Raw genomic sequence first — 18,318 nt, 5'->3', positions numbered from 1 at the left:
CGTAACTCTTTCGGGTGACCGTCGTTGAGAGTGCGGAGGCGGTTGAAAGAACAAGCGCTCGGGCAGATGTCCGAGAGCGTCAACCGCACAGGTGACGAATATGTACCAGCCTGGAGGCTCAAGGTGACGCGCAGCAGCTGTGAGAGCCGCGGAGGACAGTCATGACATCCGTCCTCGTCTGCGACGACTCCCCGCTCGCCCGAGAGGCGCTCCGCCGCGCGGTCGCGACCGTGCCCGGCGTCGAGCGCGTGACGACAGCGGCCAACGGCGAGGAAGTCCTCCGCCGCTGGGGCGCCGACCGCTCGGACCTGATTCTGATGGACGTACGCATGCCCGGTCTGGGCGGCGTCGAGACCGTCCGGCGGCTGCTGTCCGCCGACCCCGGTGCGCGCATCATCATGCTCACCGTCGCCGAGGACCTGGACGGCGTCGCGCTCGCGGTCGCCGCCGGCGCCCGCGGCTATCTGCACAAGGACGCCTCGCGCGCCGAACTGCGCGCGACCGTCACCCAGGCGCTCGCCGACCCGACGTGGCGGCTTGCTCCGCGCAGACTGCGCTCGGCCGAGATGGGCGCGGCGCCCACGCTCACCGCGCGCGAGATCCAGGTGCTCGAGGGCATGAGTCACGGCCGGTCCAATGCCGAGATCGGACGTGAGCTTTTTCTCTCCGAGGACACGGTCAAGACGCACGCCAGGCGGCTGTTCAAGAAGCTCGGCGCCTCGGACCGCGCGCATGCTGTGGCGCTCGGTTTCCGCTGGGGCCTGGTCCGTTAGGTGTGTCGCTGCGGGGGCACGATGATCCCCGCCCGCCGTCCGGTGGGCGGGGTGACGGTTGCCTGTCGCGCCCCTTCGCGGGAGTGGTTGCAGCCGCTTCGCCGCCGATGCCGCATCCTTGATGTGTGGAGTTCCTCGGGGACAAGTCGGTCGAGCGGGAGGGGAGGGCGCAGGAGATGAGTTCCGGCGCACCTGCTCATAACGCTTCGGTGCACAACTACGGACGCGGTGCCACGGATCAATCGGCGCCAAGGCACCATGGACCGATGCGCGATGACAAGACGACGGTGATCGGTGCCCTCGTCCTTCGCGCCGTCGAGGGTGATGAGCAGGCCACGCACGATCTGCTGGCCCATGTGCACCCCCTGGCATTGCGTTACTGCCGTACGCGACTCTCCCGACTGCCCGGTGACGCACGGCACTTCGTGGAGGATCTGGCGCAGGAAGTGTGTGTCGCCGTCCTCCTCGCGCTGCCGCGCTACAAGGACACGGGGCGTCCCTTCGAGGCGTTCGTCTTCGCGATCGCGGCGCACAAGGTCGCCGATCTGCAGCGTGCGGCCATGCGCCATCCCGGTTCCACGGCCGTGCCGTCGGACGAGATGCCCGAGCGCCCCGACGACTCGCTCGGCCCGGAGGAGCGCGCGCTGCTCAGCAGCGACGCCGAGTGGGCCAAGAAACTCATGGCCAACCTTCCGGAGAACCAGCGCGAGCTGCTGCTCCTGCGCATCGCGGTCGGGCTCACGGCCGAGGAGACCGGGCAGATGCTGGGGATGTCCCCGGGCGCCGTGCGGGTGGCCCAGCACCGGGCTCTGAGTCGGTTGCGGGCACTGGCCGAGCAGTAGCGGTCGGAGGTCGGTCGACGGTTGTCTTCGGCGGTCGTTCATGATGTGTGAACGTACAAACCTGTTCGATGATCTTGATCGTGGAATGAGACACCCTCGGATCCCGTTAGCATGGACATCCGCACCGATCAAGGCCATTTGGGGAAGGTGTCATGACTGCAAACGTCGACGGAGTGCCCGAGAAATTCGCGACGCTCGGGCTGACCTACGACGACGTGCTGCTGCTGCCCGGCGCGTCCGACATGGCGCCGGACCAGATCGACACTTCCTCGTTCATCTCGAAGAACGTGCGGGTGAACGTCCCGCTGCTGTCCGCGGCGATGGACAAGGTCACCGAGTCCCGCATGGCGATCGCCATGGCGCGGCAGGGTGGCGTCGGCGTGCTGCACCGCAATCTCTCCATCGCCGACCAGGCCAACCAGGTCGACCTGGTGAAGCGCTCCGAGTCCGGCATGGTCACCGACCCGATCACGGTGCACCCGGACGCGACGCTCGGCGAGGCCGACGCGATCTGCGCCAAGTTCCGCATCAGCGGCGTCCCGGTGACCGACGGGGCGGGCAAGCTGCTCGGCATCGTCACCAACCGTGACATGGCCTTCGAGTCGGACCGTACGCGCCAGGTGCGCGAGGTCATGACGCCGATGCCGCTGGTCACCGGCAAGGTCGGGATCAGTGGTGTGGATGCCATGGAGCTCCTTCGCCGCCACAAGATCGAGAAGCTCCCGCTGGTCGACGACGCGGGCGTGCTCAAGGGCCTCATCACGGTCAAGGACTTCGTCAAGGCCGAGAAGTACCCCGGTGCCGCCAAGGACAGCGAAGGCCGCCTCCTGGTGGGCGCCGCCGTCGGTGTCGCGGGTGACGCCTTCGAGCGTGCTCAGGCCCTCATCGAGGCGGGCGTCGACTTCATCGTCGTCGACACCGCGCACGGCCACTCCCGCCTGGTCGGCGACATGGTCGCCAAGATCAAGTCCAATGCGTCCGGCGTGGACGTCATCGGCGGCAACATCGCCACCCGTGACGGCGCCAAGTCGCTCATCGACGCCGGTGTCGACGGCATCAAGGTCGGTGTCGGACCGGGCTCCATCTGTACGACGCGTGTCGTGGCGGGCATCGGTGTCCCGCAGGTCACCGCCATCTACGAAGCCTCGCTCGCCGCCAAGGAGGCCGGTGTCCCGGTCATCGGCGACGGCGGTCTGCAGTACTCGGGCGACATTGCCAAGGCGCTCGTCGCCGGCGCGGACACGGTCATGCTGGGCTCGCTGCTCGCAGGCTGCGAGGAGTCCCCGGGCGAGCTGATGTTCATCAACGGCAAGCAGTTCAAGTCGTATCGCGGCATGGGCTCGCTGGGCGCGATGCAGACCCGCGGCGACCGCAAGTCCTTCTCCAAGGACCGCTACTTCCAGGAGGGCGTCGCCTCCGACGAGAAGCTGGTGCCCGAGGGCATCGAGGGCCAGGTGCCCTACCGCGGCCCGCTCTCCTCCGTCGTGCACCAGCTGGTCGGCGGTCTGCGCCAGTCGATGTTCTACGTAGGCGGCCAGACGGTGCCGGAGCTCCAGAGGAACGGCCGTTTCGTACGGATCACCTCGGCGGGCCTCAAGGAGAGCCACCCGCACGACATCCAGATGACGGTCGAGGCGCCGAACTACACGAACAAGCGCTGACCCGAAAACGCCGCGCACGCGCGCGTGGGGGCGGCCCGGATTCCCGGGGCCGCCCCCTTTGCGTGCGTCGGGGATACTGGAACGGCAGACAGAGTGCCGAAGTGGCGAAGTAGTGCCGAAGTACCGAAGAAAGCTGAAGGGCCACCCACGTGACTGAGATCGAGATCGGGCGCGGCAAGCGCGGCCGCCGGGCGTACGCCTTCGACGACATCGCCGTCGTACCGAGCCGTCGGACCCGCGACCCGAAGGAGGTCTCGATCGCCTGGCAGATCGACGCCTACCGCTTCGAGCTGCCCTTCCTGGCCGCGCCGATGGACTCGGTCGTCTCGCCGCAGACCGCGATCCGCATCGGTGAGCTGGGTGGTCTGGGCGTACTGAACCTCGAGGGCCTGTGGACGCGGTACGAGGACCCGCAGCCGCTGCTCGACGAGATCGCCGAGCTGGACACGGACAACGCGACCCGCCGCCTCCAGGAGATCTACTCCGCGCCTATCCAGGCCGACCTGATCGGGCAGCGCATCAAGGAGGTGCGCGACTCGGGTGTCGTCACCGCCGCCGCGCTCTCCCCGCAGCGCACCGCCGAGTTCTCCAAGGCCGTCGTGGACGCCGGTGTGGACATCTTCGTGATCCGCGGGACGACCGTCTCCGCCGAGCACGTCTCCGGTGCCGCCGAGCCGCTCAACCTGAAGCAGTTCATCTACGAGCTCGACGTGCCGGTCATTGTCGGCGGCTGCGCCACCTACACCGCCGCGCTGCACCTGATGCGTACCGGCGCGGCCGGTGTCCTCGTCGGCTTCGGCGGCGGCGCCGCGCACACCACGCGCAACGTCCTGGGCATCCAGGTGCCGATGGCCACCGCCGTCGCGGACGTCGCGGCCGCCCGCCGTGACTACATGGACGAGTCCGGCGGCCGGTACGTGCACGTCATCGCGGACGGCGGCGTGGGCTGGTCCGGCGACCTGCCCAAGGCCATCGCCTGCGGCGCCGACTCGGTGATGATGGGCTCCCCGCTGGCGCGCGCCACGGACGCGCCCGGCAAGGGCCACCACTGGGGCATGGAGGCCGTCCACGAGGACGTGCCGCGCGGCAAGCGCGTCGACCTCGGTGTGGTCGGCACGACCGAGGAGATCCTCACCGGTCCCTCGCACATCCCGGACGGTTCGATGAACTTCTTCGGGGCGCTGCGCCGGGCGATGGCCACGACGGGCTACAGCGAGCTCAAGGAGTTCCAGCGCGTCGAGGTGACGGTCGCGGACTCGCAGCACAAGCGCTGACGCTTACGCTGAGCGTGTGACTGATGTGGGGCCCGGACGCTGATGCGTCCGGGCCCCACTTGCGTGCCCTGGTCTAGAGGCGGTGCGCGGCGCCCGCCGGTGTCGCGCCCCGGGTGTCGAGGAGCAACTGGGCCTTCACGGCAAGACCTTGAAGGTCGTACGTGCGGTGGTGCTGCAGCAGGATCGTGAGGTCGGCTTCGGCGGCCGCTTCGTAGAGGGAGTCCGCGCGGGGGACGGGGTGGCCGAGGACGCTCCAGTTCGGGACGTAGGGGTCGTGGTAGCTGACGGCGGCGCCCAGCTCCATCAGGCGGGTCGCGATCTCCTGGGCGGGGGAGCCCTGCTGGTCGGCCAGGTCGGGCTTGTAGGTGACGCCGAGCAGCAGGACGCGGGCGCCGCGGGCGGACTTGCCGTGTTCGTTGAGCAGCGTCGCCGAGCGCTGGATGACGTACTGGGGCATACGGTCGTTGACCTGCTGGGCCAGTTCGACCATGCGCAGGGGGCGGGCGCCGCGGGGCGGGCCCGGGATGTCCAGGGGGACGCCGTGCCCGCCGACGCCGGGTCCTGGGCGGAAGGCCTGGAAGCCGAAGGGCTTGGTCTCGGCGCAGCGGATGACGTCCCACAGGTCGATGCCCAGGTCGTGGCAGAGGACGGCCATCTCGTTGACCAGCGCCATGTTCACGTGCCGGTAGTTGGTCTCCAGGAGGTGCACGGTCTCGGCCTCGCGGGGGCCACGCGCGCGTACGACCTTGTCGGTGAGGCGGCCGTAGAAGGCGGCGGCCGATTCGGTGCAGGCGGGTGTGATGCCGCCGATGACCTTGGGCGTGCCCGCGTAGCCGTGGGTGCGGTTGCCGGGGTCGAGGCGGCCGGGCGAGTAGGCGAGATGGAAGTCGCGGCCCGCGCGCAGGCCGGAGCCCGACTCCAGGATCGGGCGCAGGAACTCCTCCGTGGTGCCCGGGTGCACGGGCGATTCGAGGATGACGGTGGTGTGCGGACGCAGCCGCGCGGCCAGGGCGTGCGCGGCGTCGGCCACTTGGCTCAGGTCGAGCGAGCGGTCCGCCGCCGGCGGGGTGGGGGCGCAGATGACGGCGGTGCGGACCCGGCCGAGCTCGACGGGGTCGGTGGTCGGCCGGAAGCCCCCCGAGAGCATCCGGCGGACGTCGGCGGCGGTGAGGGTGCCCTCGGCGCCGTCGCAGGGCAGGCGGCCGCCTGCCAGGTCGGTGGCGCGGACGGGGTCGTAGCCGATGGTGGCGATGCCGCCGGCGACGGCGGCCTGGGCGAGGGGCAGGCCGAGGTGGCCGAGACCGATGACGGCGAGATCTGCGGGCATGGCGGTGGGCCGTCCTCCCAATAGCCGGAGTGGGACGAGCGCGCAAGCCCTGTGGACAAGGTGGACCAGCGCAATGTCAGACTAGGAGTAAATATGACCGTTATGCGGCATTGCGTGGCGCCGGATCTTGGAGTGTTGTCCACAGGCGGCGGTCGAACTCAGCGGGCTCGACCAGAATCTGGGCATGATGTGAGCGCGACCACACCCGAAACGAAACGGGAGGCAGCGGTGAGGACAGCGACACTGGGGCCGGCGGAGCGTGCCGAGTCACTTGCGGAAATGGCCGAGCGGGAGCTGGACGTCCTGGTCGTGGGAGCGGGAGTGGTCGGCGCGGGCACCGCGCTCGACGCCGTGACCCGCGGTCTCTCCACGGGCTTGGTCGAGGCGCGGGACTGGGCGTCGGGCACGTCGAGCCGGTCGAGCAAGCTGATCCACGGCGGCCTGCGCTATCTGGAGATGCTGGACTTCGCGCTGGTGCGTGAGGCGTTGAAGGAGCGCGGTCTGCTCCTCGAGCGGCTCGCCCCGCACCTCGTGAAGCCGGTGCCGTTCCTCTATCCCTTGCAGCACAAGGGCTGGGAGCGGATCTACGCCGGGTCGGGCGTCGCGCTGTACGACGCCATGTCGATGTCCCGCGGCCATGGCCGCGGGCTGCCCATGCACCGCCATCTGAGCCGGCGTCACGCCCTGCGCGTCGCCCCGTGCCTGAAGAAGGACGCGCTGGTCGGGGCGATGCAGTACTACGACGCGCAGATGGACGACGCCCGCTATGTGGCGACGCTGGTGCGCACGGCGGCCGCGTACGGCGCGAAGGTCGCCAACCGGGCGCGGGTGACCGGCTTCCTGCGGGAGGGCGAGCGCGTCGTCGGCGCCCGGGTGCAGGACGGGGAGGGCGGCGGGGAGTACGAGGTCAGGGCCAAGCAGATCGTGAACGCGACGGGTGTCTGGACGGACGACACCCAGGCGATGGTCGGGGAGCGGGGACAGTTCCACGTCAGGGCGTCCAAGGGCATCCATTTGGTCGTGCCCAAGGACCGGATCAGCTCCTCGACCGGGCTGATCCTGCGGACCGAGAAGAGCGTCCTCTTCGTCATCCCGTGGGGGCGGCACTGGATCGTGGGCACGACGGACACAGACTGGGACCTGGACAAGGCGCATCCGGCGGCGTCCAGCGCCGACATCGACTATCTCCTGGAGCATGTGAACTCGGTGCTCGCGGTGCCCCTTTCGCGGGACGACGTGCAAGGGGTGTACGCGGGCCTTCGGCCGCTGCTCGCCGGGGAGTCGGACGCCACGAGCAAGCTGTCGCGCGAGCACACGGTGGCGCATCCGGCGCCGGGCCTCGTGGTCGTCGCGGGCGGCAAGTACACGACGTACCGGGTGATGGCGAAGGACGCGGTGGACGAGGCGGTGCACGGCCTCGACCAGCGGGTCGCCGAATGCGTCACCGAGGACATCCCGCTCGTCGGCGCCGAGGGATACAAGGCGCTGTGGAACGCCCGCGCCAGGATCGCCGCGCGCACCGGGCTCCATGTGGTGCGCGTGGAGCATCTGTTGAACCGGTACGGCTCGCTGGCGGAGGAGGTGCTCGCGCTGGTCACCGACGATCCCTCGCTGGGCGCGCCGCTGCAGGCGGCCGACGACTATCTGCGCGCCGAGATCGTCTACGCCGCGTCGCACGAGGGGGCACGGCATCTGGACGACGTGCTCACCCGGCGTACGCGCATCTCGATCGAGACGTTCGACCGGGGCACGCGCAGTGCACGGGAGTGTGCCGAGCTGATGGCGCCGGTGCTCGGCTGGGACAAGGACCAGGTGGAGCGGGAGGTGCAGCACTACGAGAAGCGGGTGGAGGCGGAGCGGGAGTCGCAGCGGCAGCCGGATGACTTGACGGCGGACGCGGCGAGGCTGGGGGCGCCGGACATCGTGCCGTTGTAGCCGGAAGCGTCAGGTCCCGAAGGGCCAGGTCTCGAAGCGTCAGGAGCAGAACTCGGCCGACAGGAGGGTGCGTTCTAGTGTCGGGTCCGCTATTTCGTCCGTGTTGACCCGGAAGGTCAGGACGCGGTCGCCGTCCCGGGTGGCGGCGGTGCGGACATAGCTGCCGGCTATGTGGCCGTTGTGGCCCCAGACCGTGGTGCCGCAGGGCAGCTTCTGCGGGTAGAGGCCCATGCCGTAGCGGCCTTGTGCGTCACGGGTGTTGAGCATCTGGTGGAGCTGGGCGGCGGGGAGCAGCCGGCCGCCGAGCAGAGCGGCGTAGAAGCGGTCCAGGTCGGCGAGGGTGGAGATCAGTTCGCCCGCGGCGCCCGCGACGCGCGGGTTGAGGGCGGTGACGTCCTCGCCCTCGCTCGTGTACGCCCGGCCGTGCGGGGAGGGGAGTGTGGTGCGGGTGCCGGGGAACGAGGTGCCGGACAGGGAGAGCGGGGTGATGATGCGGCGCGCGGCCTCGGTGGCGTACGAGTTGCCGGTGACCTGCTTGATCACCATGCCGAGCACCACGTAGTTGGTGTTGGAGTAGGACCAGCGGCCGGGCGTGGTCGCCGGCAGGGCGAGGGCGGTGCGGACCGCCTGGAGGGGTGTGACGGGGATGAGGCCTTTGGTGCCGGCGGTGTAGTCGGCGAGACCGCTCGTGTGGGTCAGCAGCGCGCGCAGGGTGAGGGCGCGGCCGTCGAGGTAGGTGCCGTCCGTGTCGTCCTCGGCGCGGATGAGGCCCGGCAGGTGAAGCTCGACGGGGTCGGACAGGGACAGGCGGCGTTCGGCGGCGAGTTGGAGGACGACCGTCGCGATGAACGTCTTGGTGATGCTGCCCGCGCGGAAGTGGTCGGTGCGGCGGAGGCCGGGGGTGGAGGGGGCGCTTGGGCCCGTGCCTTCGGCTGAACCGGTTCTGGCAACGGCACCCGTGGCGCTGCCGGAAGTGTGACCGGTGGTGGTCTGCCTGGCCTGTGTGAAGTGCCAGCGTGGCTGTTGGTCCGGTTGTTGTGCCGCCTGGGGTTCGGGCTGCCCCGGCGCTGCCGGGGGCCATGGGTCCTCGCGGGTCAACAGAGCCGCGGCCGGGGCCTTGCCTCGGGTTACAAGCAGCGGAAGAGTGACGTCCGTCGCGGGTGCCGCGGCGAGCGGCGAACTGGCGGTCGGCAGGCCGAAAAGGGCCACCGCGAGGGGTATGACCAGCAGTGTCCGCGAATTGGGCATGACCGTGCCTCCTTGTGCGAGCCCATCATGGGGGACGGTGGACCCTGGGCGTGGAGCGGTCCCCGAGTGAGGGACAATGAAGGCTCTGTCAGGGCGGGTTGCGCGGGTAGCAGCGGTAGCAGCAGAGGGGACGCATGTCGGACGCGGAGAAGACGGGCCAGTCCCGTCAGGACAAGAGCGAACGTCTCCTCTCCGGGCGCTACCGGCTGGGGGAAGTGCTCGGCCGCGGCGGCATGGGCACCGTCTGGCGCGCCAAGGACGAGACACTCGGCCGTACGGTCGCGGTGAAGGAGCTGCGCTTCCCGTCGAGCATCGACGAGGACGAGAAGCGGCGCCTGATCACGCGTACGTTGCGTGAGGCGAAGGCGATCGCGCGGATCCGCAACACCAGCGCGGTGACCGTCTACGACGTGGTCGACGAGGACGACCGCCCGTGGATCGTGATGGAGCTGGTCGAGGGGAAGTCGCTCGCCGAGGCCATTCGCGAGGACGGTCTGTTGACGCCGCGGCGCGCGGCCGAGGTCGGGCTCGCCGTGCTCGACGTGCTGCGCTCCGCGCACCGCGAGGGCATCCTGCACCGTGATGTGAAGCCGTCCAACGTGCTGATCGCCGAGGACGGCCGGGTCGTCCTCACGGACTTCGGCATCGCGCAGGTCGAGGGCGACCCGTCGATCACGTCCACCGGCATGCTCGTCGGTGCCCCCTCGTACATCTCGCCGGAGCGGGCGCGCGGGCACAAGCCCGGTCCCGCGGCCGACTTGTGGTCGCTCGGCGGGCTGTTGTACGCGGCGGTGGAGGGCGTGCCCCCGTACGACAAGGGGTCGGCCATCGCGACCCTCACGGCGGTGATGACGGAGGACGTCGAACAGCCGACGAACGCGGGCCCCTTGGAGCAGGTCATCTACGGCCTGCTCGCCAAGGACCCCGAGCAGCGGCTCGCGGACGCGGCTGCGCGGGCGCTCCTGCTCGACGTCATTCACGCGCCCGAGGTCAAGGACGAGCCGGAGCCGGTCGAGGCGACGAAGGTGGTGCCGCTGCCGCCCGCTCCTCCGGAGAAGCCGGCGAAGGCCGCGCGGTCGCCGCGGGTGGGGATGGCGAAGCGGTTCGGCAAGGGCGGTTTCGGCCGTGGGGCCGGAGCGGCTGGTGCGGCCGGTGCGGGGGCTGCGGTTGCGGCCGCGGCGTCGGCTCCGGTCGGTGTGCCGGGTAAGGACAGCGCCAACGGGCCGTCGGACGCGGCCGGTGCGGCCGCTGCGGCGAGTGCCACCGACACGGCGCCCGGCAAGTCGGGCGATGCGTCCACGACTTCGGACGCTGCGGACTCCGGCGCGGGAGTCGCGGGAGTCGCGGGAGCCGGGGGAGCCGCAGGCACCTCCGGAGCTGCCGCAGCCGCTTCCGCAGGCAAGAGCAAGAAGTCCGAGGAAGCGGCCGAGCGGCTGCGCGGCGCGCTGCAGTCCGTGCGGAAGGCGGCGGCGACGGCCGCCGCGACGGCGTCCACGCGGGGCGCGGAGACGAACGCGGGCACGGCGGCCGGGCACCCGGAGGGCGCCCCGCCGGTTCCCGCGACACCGCCGCGCGGGCCCGCCAAGGCCTCGGCCTCGCTCACCGATGTGGTGCCCCGGCGCACGCTCGTGATCATCTCGGTGGTCGTCGTGCTCGCGGTGCTCGGGACCGTGCTTGCCCTGGCGTTGGGCGGCGGGGACGACGACGGTGCGCGGGACAGTAAGGGCGGCGACAAGGCCGCGTCCAGCGGGGCGACCGCGGGCGGCGGCGAGAAGGACACGGAGAAGAGCGGCGGCGCCGGGCAGGACGGCGGTGCCGAGAAGGAGAAGGACAAGGAGGGCTCGGGAGCGGGCACCGACCCTGGTTCCGGCGCCGGTGAGGGCCACGACCCGAGTGAGGGCGACGACGACGGCGGCAAGAAGCCGGACGACGGCGCCGACTCGACGTACAAGCACTCCCAAGGCTTCTCGATCGGGCTGCCGAAGGGCTGGAAGTACCAGTCCACGGCGGCCGCGGGCGCCCGCTTCACCGGGCCCGACGGGCAGAAGCTGCTGATCGGCTGGACGACGACGCCCAAGGACGACCCGGTCGGCGACTGGAAGAACCAGGAGTCGTACATGGTCCGGTCCCAGTACAAGCGGATCCGGATAGAGAAGGTCGGCTTCCGCGGCTGGAACACGGCCGACTGGGAGTTCACGTACGTCGAGGGCGGCACGAAGTACCGGTCGATAGACCGTGGGTTCGTCGTCAACGGCGGTCTGGGCTACGGGATGATGTACACCGCGAAGGACGCCGACTGGGACAGCGAGCGGCGCAGGGACACGTGGCAGACGTTCACGCGGACGTTCGAGCCGAAGAAGTAGCGGGCGAGCCGGGGCGGGAGTCGTCACCTCCCCGGCGCGCTGTTCTGTGAGATCTCGCATCCCCTCAATGCGCTTCGGCTCCGGCACGTATCGTGAGTGCTTGCGGACCGTACGCAGCCGCAACAGGGCGTAAGACGAACGGAATTGACCACCGGGCGGACGGGGGAGGCGTCGTGGACGAATACGCGGGGCGGGTACTCGCCGACCGCTATCGCCTGCCGTTGCCTCCGGCGGATGAGTACGAACTCGCCGAGACTCGCGCCTTCGACACCTACAGCGGGCAGGAAGTGCTGGTCAGGCAGGTGCCGTTGCCCGAGGTCGTCGACGCGGAGGTGCTCGAGCTCGACGAGCGTGACTTTCCCGACGGGGAGTTGCCCGCGGGGTTCGTGAGCGCGGGGGCGGTGCGGCGGCCGTCGGCGCGGACGACGCGCAGGCCGTCGGATCCGGCGGTGCGGCGCGCCATCGAGGCGGCGCAGGCCGCCGCGCAGATTCCCGACCATCCGCGCCTGGACCAGGTCTTCGACGTGTTCGCCGAGGGCGGCTCGCTGTGGATAGTCAGCGAGCTGGTGGCGGCGAGGCCGCTGGCCGCGCTGCTCGCGGAGCGTCCGCTGAGTCCCTACCGCGCGGCGGAGGTTGCGTCGGACGTCGTGACGGCCCTGCGGGTGCTGCACGCGCACGGCTGGGTGCACCGCAACATCACGGCGCGCACGGTGCTTGTCTGCGACGACGGCCGGGTGGTCCTGACGGGCCTCGCGGCGGGCGCGGCGGAAGAGGCACTGTGCGGTTACGACCCGCGCCCCGAGGAGTTCCTCGCGGGCTTCGGGACCGAAGGCCCCGCCGCCGATGAGACGGACGATCCGGGCGGGTACGCCGAGATCGAGCCGGGCGGGGACGCCGACGAGACTCCGGAAACCCCGGCCGCAGAGCCCGAGGTCGAGGTCGACGTCCGGGCGGCGCGGGCCGGTGCGATAGCCGCGTATCGCGCCGGGACTACGCGGGCCGCGGCGCGGCTGAGCGAGGGCGAAGTGCCGCCGGGGCGCGCGGAGTTGCCGGGGCCGCGGGGCGGTGCTTCAGGCGAGGCCGAGCGGCGCGACGGTTTCGAGGCGTACGAAGACGAAGGCTCGGACGACGGATATGGCCCGCGGGGGTACGGCGCGGGAAGCGGTGACGGCGAAGCCGATGCGGCAGGGCGGATCCTGGACCCGTACGGCGTCGCGGGCACGAAGCCGTGGCACGGAGCGGTGCCCAGGGGCGGCGGCGCGGGGACGGGCGGCCAACGGCCCGGCGGCGGCGCATGGGCCGATCCCGGACAGAGCGGACACACCGGTGGTCCCGGCGGACCCGGCGGTCCCGGCTTCGGAACCGGACACGATGAGCGGGCTTCCGCGCCCGACCGTGACGGACCCGGCGCGATGTCCCGCCGCGGTGGGCAGGGGGTTGCTCCGCATCAGGGTGGTTCCGGTGCGGCGTCGGGCTATGGAGTTCCGGGGCAGGCGTCGGGGCGTGGGGGTCCTGGTTCTGGGTCGGGTCGTGACGAGTTGGGTCGTGGTGGTTCCGGGTCGGCGTCGGGGTATGGGGTTCCCGGTTCGGCGTTGGGGCGTGGTGGGCCTGGATCTGCGGCGGGTCGTGGCGAACTGGGCCGCGGTGCTTCCAGCCCCGCGTCGAGCCGTGGCGCATTGAGCCAAGGCGGTGTTCCCGGAGCCGCGGCGCCGCACGGCGGGCGAGGGCGCGTGTCCGGGGCCGGTGGTGCCAGCTCCGAACCGCACCCCGGGTCCCGAAGCCCCCACGCCTCCGGCAGTTCCGGCCACACCTACTGGGACGCCCTTGTCGCCGAGCGCAGGGGGGCCCGGCGTGGGCCCGCCACCGCGTTGGCCGCCGAGCGGGCCCGGCATGCGCGGATGACCGTGGTCGGGGCCGTCACCGAGCGGTGGGCGCCCGAGCAGGCCGGGCCCGTGCATGAGAACTGGCAGCTTGCCGCGCCCATCGGGCCCGCCACGGACCTGTGGGCCCTCGGCGCGCTGCTGTTCCGTGCCGTGCAGGGGCATGCTCCGTACCCGGAAGAGAGCACCTTCGAGCTCGTCCAGCTGGTCTGCGCCGAGCCGCCCGCCTTCGCCGAGGAGTGCGGTCCGCTCCGGCCCGTGGTCGAGTCGCTGCTGCGGCAGGACCCGACCGAGCGGCTCGACTTCGAGGAACTGAGCGGCTGGCTGCGGTCGTTGGTCCGTTCGGCGCCCGAGCCGGAGGCCGGTGCCAACGTCGTGCCCGCGCCGCCGTTCGACGCCCGACGGCTGCCCGTCCTGCGTCGCCGTGGTGAGGTCGTGCGCAGGCGCCGCGCCGCCGCCCGGGCCGCCGCCGTGTCGCGGCAGAACGGGCGGCAGAACGGGCGGCACAAGCACAAGGGCAAGGGCAAGGAGAAGCGGGGGCGCGAGAGCCGGGCCGCGGCGATGCCGGCGGCCGCTCCGCCGCCCAGACGCGCCACCGCGCCTCGGCAGCCGCGCAGCAGCACGGGACAGCGGCCGCGCTCCCTGGGGCGCGTACTGCTCCTCCTCATACTCGTCGGCCTCGTCGCGGCACTCGCGTACGCGATGGTCTTTATGCCGAAGTCGGGGGAGGCGGAAGACGGCGACGGCGGGCGGGCCGGGTCCGCGGGAGACGTCGGGAGTAGTCAGGCACCCACGCCTGACAGCAGTTCCAGTGCGCGGCCGGGCCAGGACGGAAAGCCGGGCAACTCCGGTGAGCCGAGCGACAAGCCGGAGAAGAGCCCGAGTTCGGAGCAGCCGCAGACCAGCGGGCCCGAGGTGCCGCAGGGCTTCACGCTCCGCAAGGACGCCGAGGGCTTCCGGGTGGCCGTCGCGAGCGGCTGGGACCGGCAGCCCAAGAACGGGCGCGGGCAGGTCCTTTACACCCACGGCGACTTCCAGCTGATCGTCGTGCCGGGCCGGGACGGCACGGACGAGTACGGCAGCGATCCCATGAAGTACCAGCGGGAGCACGAGCGGGAGCTGCAGCCGTTCAGGGACTCCACCTGGGCCACGTCCAGCGGGATGCGCACCGTGGACGTCGGCGGGCGGACCATGGCCGAGGGGCAGTTCACCTGGCAGGACGCGGAAGGCCGCGAAATCTTCGTACGCAATCTCGCGATGCCCGTCGGCGGGAAGTACCACGTGGTGCAGCTGCGAGGGCCTGAGGCCGAGCGGGACGAGGTGACGCGGCTCTTCGAGCAGGCGTCGGCGACGTACCAGGTCGCGGACTGACCGTTCAGGCACGGAAGTTGACCGTCCGTGAGCAGTACTTTCGGACGCCCGGCCGCCACGCAAGGCGGCGCGCCAGCAGTGCGTGAAGCGTCACAGTGCGATCTCCGTGCACCCCCGAAGGTTCCCTGTACGCTGCCCCCTCCCTAATCTTGGCCCTGTCAAGACCAATGATGGGGAATCGTGAATCAGATGCAGGGCCTGCTCCTCGCGGGCCGCTACCGGCTCGGTGAGTCCATCGGGCACGGTGGCATGGGACGGGTGTGGCGCGCGCGGGACGAAGTCCTGCACCGCGCCGTCGCCGTCAAGGAGCTGACGGCCGCGCAGTGGGTGCAGGAGGCCGACCGAGCGGTCCTCTTCGCGCGCACGCACGCGGAGGCGAGGGCCGCCGCCCGCATCAACCACCCCGCCGTCGTCACCGTCCACGACGTCCTCGAGTACGACGACCGGCCCTGGATCGTGATGGAGCTGGTCGAGGGCTGTTCCCTCGCGGACGCCGTCAAGGACCAGGGCCGCATCGAACCGGTCGAGGCCGCCCGCATCGGCCTGTGGACCCTGAAGGCCCTGCGCGCCGCGCACGCTGCCGGGGTCCTGCACCGCGACGTGAAGCCCGGCAACGTACTCCTGGCGGACGACCGGCGCATCCTGCTCACCGACTTCGGGATTGCCGCGATCGAGGGGGACACCACGATCACGCGGACCGGCGAAGTCGTCGGCTCCGTCGACTATCTGGCGCCCGAGCGGGTCAGTGGCGCCGACCCCGGGCCCGCTTCCGACCTGTGGGCGCTCGGCGCCACGCTCTACACGGCGGTCGAGGGGAACTCTCCCTTCCGGCGTACGTCGCCGCTGGGCACCATGCAGGCCGTGGTCGGCGAGGAGCCCGCGCCGCCCGAGCACGCGGGGGCGCTCACGCCCGTCATCAGCGCACTCCTGCGCAAGGATCCGGAGACCCGGCCCACCGCGGAGGAGGCCGAGCTGATGCTCGCCGAGGCGGCGGAGGGGCGGCGGCCGAGCGGGGCACAGGCGTATGTGCCGACGCAGGTGCACGTGACCGGGCAGCAGTCTGTGCAGCAGCAGTCCGTGCAGCAGCGGCCTGTCCAGCAGCGGCCTGTCCAGCAACAGCCCGTGCAGCAACAGCCCGTGCAGCAGCAGTCCGTGCAACAGGCCGCCTACTCGGCAGAGCCGGGGACGGCCGTCCAGGGCGCAACGGGAACCGCCGCCCACGGCCATGGCTCCGGCACGTTGGTCCACGACGGTCACCCCCACAACCCCCCGAAGCGCCGCAAGTGGCCCGTGATCGTCTCCATGGTCGCGGCCGTCGCACTGCTCGGCGGCGGTGGAGCCGCCGCGTACCTGTACCTCGGGGACGGCAAGCACGAGGCCAGTACGCAGGGGGCGGAGGACGGGAAGCCCGGCAAGACCGTCGGCGGTATCCCCGCCGACTGGCCGCGGGTCAAGGACCCCGAGGGCTTCAGCCTCAGGCTGCCCAAGAACTGGGTGCGCGAGATGGACGGCAACCAGATCGACTACACCCCCGACCACGGACGCCACTTCGTACGCATCAGCGTCGACCGCAAGACGGCGTGGGAGAGCCCCTACCTGCACCAGCTCGACCTGGAGAAGAACCTGAAGGTCAAGCTGCCCGCCTACCAGCGGCTGCAGCTGGACTCGAACACCTTCCGCGACCGGTCCGGCTCCCTCTGGGAGTTCAGCTGGACGGCGGGGGCGAACGACACGACGGCGGGCAAGCGCCGCGCCATCTCGCAGTCGTATCTCAGCCGCGACGGCATCGAGTACGTGATCTACATGTCCTCCCCTGCCGAGGACTGGGACACCGCACGGCAGCAGTTCGACGCGATCCTCCGGAGCTTTGGTGAGAAGCCGGTCAGCTAGGCACGCACGAGGCCGGCGGTGCGAGCGGCCGGAACCAGTCCGCCGCCCGGGCCCACAGGGTCCGGGCCCGCACAGGTGGGGCATGATGGCCGCATGGGGAGCGTGGGGGACAACGCCCGGGTCATAGCTGGCCGTTACCGCCTCGAGGCGCGGCTCGGCCGGGGCGGCATGGGCGTGGTCTGGCGGGCCACCGATCAGTTCCTCGGGCGTCAGGTCGCCGTCAAGGAACTCGCCCTCGACGAGACGCTCTCCGATGCCGAGGCGCTGCTGCAGCGTGAACGCACCCTGCGCGAGGCGCGGGCGGCCGCGCAGCTCAGACATCCGCACATCATCGTCGTACACGACGTGGTGGTGCAGGACGAACACCCCTACATCGTCATGGAGTTGATCGAGGGCGGCTCGCTCGCGGGGCGGATCGCGCGGCAAGGACCGATGGACGCGCGGACGGTGGCCCGGATGGGCATCGACCTGCTCGGCGCGCTGCGCGTCGCGCACGCCGCGGGGGTCCTGCACCGCGACATCAAGCCCGCGAACGTACTCCTGGAGGAGGCGACGGGCCGCGTCGTCCTCACCGACTTCGGGATCGCGCAGGTCAGCGGGGCGACGACGCTCACCGAGACCGGGTCGTTCGTGGGCTCGCCCGAATACACCGCGCCCGAACGGATGTCGGGCGAGAGCACCGGGCCCGCGTCCGACCTCTGGTCGCTGGGAGCGCTCCTCGTCGCAGCGCTGACCGGAGAGTCGCCCTTCCGCAGGGACTCGATCGGCGGTGTCCTGCATGCCGTCGTCTTCGACGAGATACGCCCGCCGCCCGCCGCCGCACCGCTGCTGCCCGTCGTGCTCGGCCTCCTGGAGCGCGATCAGCGGCGGCGCTTCGACGTGGCGGAGGCGGAGCGGCTGCTTCGGCTGTACGTCGAGACGGGGCGGATGCCGTCGACAGCGGCGGGCCGGGCGGGCGGTCAGCCGTCGGCGCTGCCGAGTGGCTACACGCCCACCCAGCGCGACCTGCCGGTGCGCCCTGCGGCGGGTCCTGCCGCGCCCTTCCGGGACCGTCGGCGGGTGATGCTGATCGCCGCCGCGCTGGTGGCCGCTGTGGCGGGGGCCGGGGTGTCGGCCGCCGCGCTCCTGATGGGCGGGGGCGGCGACGGTGACGGCGGTACGCCTACGAGTTCGGCGCCCGGGACGCCGCAGACCTCGCAGACCTCGCAGACCTCCGGGACGGGGACGAGCAGCCCTTCGCCCACCCCCACGGTGACGGTCACGCGCGGCGGCACGGCGAAGCCGACCATGCCCGCGGCCCCCGACGGCTACCGCATCGCGAAGGACCGCAGGGGCTTCACGCTCGCCGTGCCGGAAGGTTTCGCCCGTGAGGTCGACGGGCCCCGCACCTTCTACAAATCGCCCGGCGGCACCTACCGCATCGGCATCAAGGAGTCCGCCCCGGACCCCGGTGGCCCGCTGGCCGTACAGCGCCGCTCCGACGCCAAGGGTCCCGAGAACAACCCCGGTTACCGCGACGCCGAGATCACGCAGACCACGCACAACGGCAGGCCGGCCGCGCTGTGGCAGTTCAGCTGGGACGGCTTCAGCGAGGCGGAGGGCGCCCGGCACACGTACGACTTGTGCTGGGAGGAGGGCGGCCGGATGTACGACGTGTGGGTCTCGGCGCCGGTCGGCAAGGCCGAGCAGGGCAGGCGGTATTTCGACACGGCGGTGGACACGTTCGTGCGCCGCTGACGCCCTGATGGGTCTTA

General features: G+C 71.3%; 11 protein-coding genes. 9 read left to right on the top strand and 2 right to left on the bottom strand.

From position 1 onward, the window contains the following. Nucleotides 1-161: 161 nt before the first annotated feature. The 4 genes from AB0O76_RS09775 (at nucleotide 162) to AB0O76_RS09760 (ending at nucleotide 4,550) form a co-directional block, all read left to right on the top strand. The gene (locus AB0O76_RS09775; protein WP_003948568.1) at nucleotides 162-773 is read left to right on the top strand and encodes a response regulator transcription factor; all 612 of its coding nucleotides are present in this window, start codon (nucleotides 162-164) and stop codon (nucleotides 771-773) included. A 266-nt stretch (nucleotides 774-1,039) separates the two neighbouring features. Next, nucleotides 1,040-1,615 carry a sigma-70 family RNA polymerase sigma factor gene (locus AB0O76_RS09770; RefSeq protein ID WP_055549856.1) on the top strand — a complete coding sequence of 192 codons (576 nt, stop codon included), beginning with the start codon at nucleotides 1,040-1,042 and terminating at the stop codon, nucleotides 1,613-1,615. A gap of 152 nt (nucleotides 1,616-1,767) precedes the next feature. Next, the gene (guaB, locus tag AB0O76_RS09765; protein WP_365487251.1) at nucleotides 1,768-3,276 is read left to right on the top strand and encodes an IMP dehydrogenase; all 1,509 of its coding nucleotides are present in this window, start codon (nucleotides 1,768-1,770) and stop codon (nucleotides 3,274-3,276) included. Between the two features lie 149 nt (nucleotides 3,277-3,425). Beyond that, nucleotides 3,426-4,550, top strand: coding sequence for a GuaB3 family IMP dehydrogenase-related protein (locus AB0O76_RS09760; RefSeq protein WP_266870046.1), 1,125 nt, complete (start codon nucleotides 3,426-3,428; stop codon nucleotides 4,548-4,550). Between the two features lie 73 nt (nucleotides 4,551-4,623). On the opposite strand, the gene AB0O76_RS09755 is transcribed toward AB0O76_RS09760, so the two are convergent. Next, the gene (locus AB0O76_RS09755) at nucleotides 4,624-5,877 is read right to left on the bottom strand and encodes a nucleotide sugar dehydrogenase (protein ID WP_365487248.1); all 1,254 of its coding nucleotides are present in this window, start codon (nucleotides 5,875-5,877) and stop codon (nucleotides 4,624-4,626) included. 228 nt (nucleotides 5,878-6,105) lie between these two features. On the opposite strand from AB0O76_RS09755, the gene AB0O76_RS09750 reads away from it, so the two are divergent. Beyond that, nucleotides 6,106-7,812, top strand: a complete 1,707-nt coding sequence (locus AB0O76_RS09750; RefSeq protein WP_365487246.1) for a glycerol-3-phosphate dehydrogenase/oxidase — start codon at nucleotides 6,106-6,108, stop codon at nucleotides 7,810-7,812. Between the two features lie 39 nt (nucleotides 7,813-7,851). Here AB0O76_RS09750 and AB0O76_RS09745 read toward each other — a convergent pair whose 3' ends face one another. Continuing rightward, the gene (locus AB0O76_RS09745; protein WP_365487243.1) at nucleotides 7,852-9,060 is read right to left on the bottom strand and encodes a serine hydrolase domain-containing protein; all 1,209 of its coding nucleotides are present in this window, start codon (nucleotides 9,058-9,060) and stop codon (nucleotides 7,852-7,854) included. 134 nt (nucleotides 9,061-9,194) lie between these two features. Here AB0O76_RS09745 and AB0O76_RS09740 point away from each other — a divergent pair, with 134 nt between their 5' ends. The 4 genes from AB0O76_RS09740 (at nucleotide 9,195) to AB0O76_RS09725 (ending at nucleotide 18,301) form a co-directional block, all read left to right on the top strand. After that, complete coding sequence (locus AB0O76_RS09740; RefSeq protein WP_365487240.1) at nucleotides 9,195-11,423, top strand: serine/threonine-protein kinase; 2,229 nt, start codon at nucleotides 9,195-9,197, stop codon at nucleotides 11,421-11,423. A 173-nt stretch (nucleotides 11,424-11,596) separates the two neighbouring features. Further along, nucleotides 11,597-14,674, top strand: coding sequence for a protein kinase (locus tag AB0O76_RS09735; protein ID WP_365487237.1), 3,078 nt, complete (start codon nucleotides 11,597-11,599; stop codon nucleotides 14,672-14,674). A 189-nt stretch (nucleotides 14,675-14,863) separates the two neighbouring features. Next, complete coding sequence (locus tag AB0O76_RS09730; protein ID WP_365488050.1) at nucleotides 14,864-16,564, top strand: serine/threonine-protein kinase; 1,701 nt, start codon at nucleotides 14,864-14,866, stop codon at nucleotides 16,562-16,564. Nucleotides 16,565-16,657: 93 nt separating this feature from the next. Next, nucleotides 16,658-18,301 carry a serine/threonine-protein kinase gene (locus AB0O76_RS09725; RefSeq protein WP_365487234.1) on the top strand — a complete coding sequence of 548 codons (1,644 nt, stop codon included), beginning with the start codon at nucleotides 16,658-16,660 and terminating at the stop codon, nucleotides 18,299-18,301. The last annotated feature ends 17 nt before the right edge of the window (nucleotides 18,302-18,318 follow it).

Origin of the sequence: Streptomyces sp. NPDC086554 (genome assembly GCF_040686095.1) — a bacterium.
In the GTDB taxonomy this organism is placed as follows: Bacteria; Actinomycetota; Actinomycetes; order Streptomycetales; family Streptomycetaceae; genus Streptomyces.
Note: the sequence above shows the minus strand (reverse complement) of the source record. Positions and strands in the feature narration are given on the sequence as shown.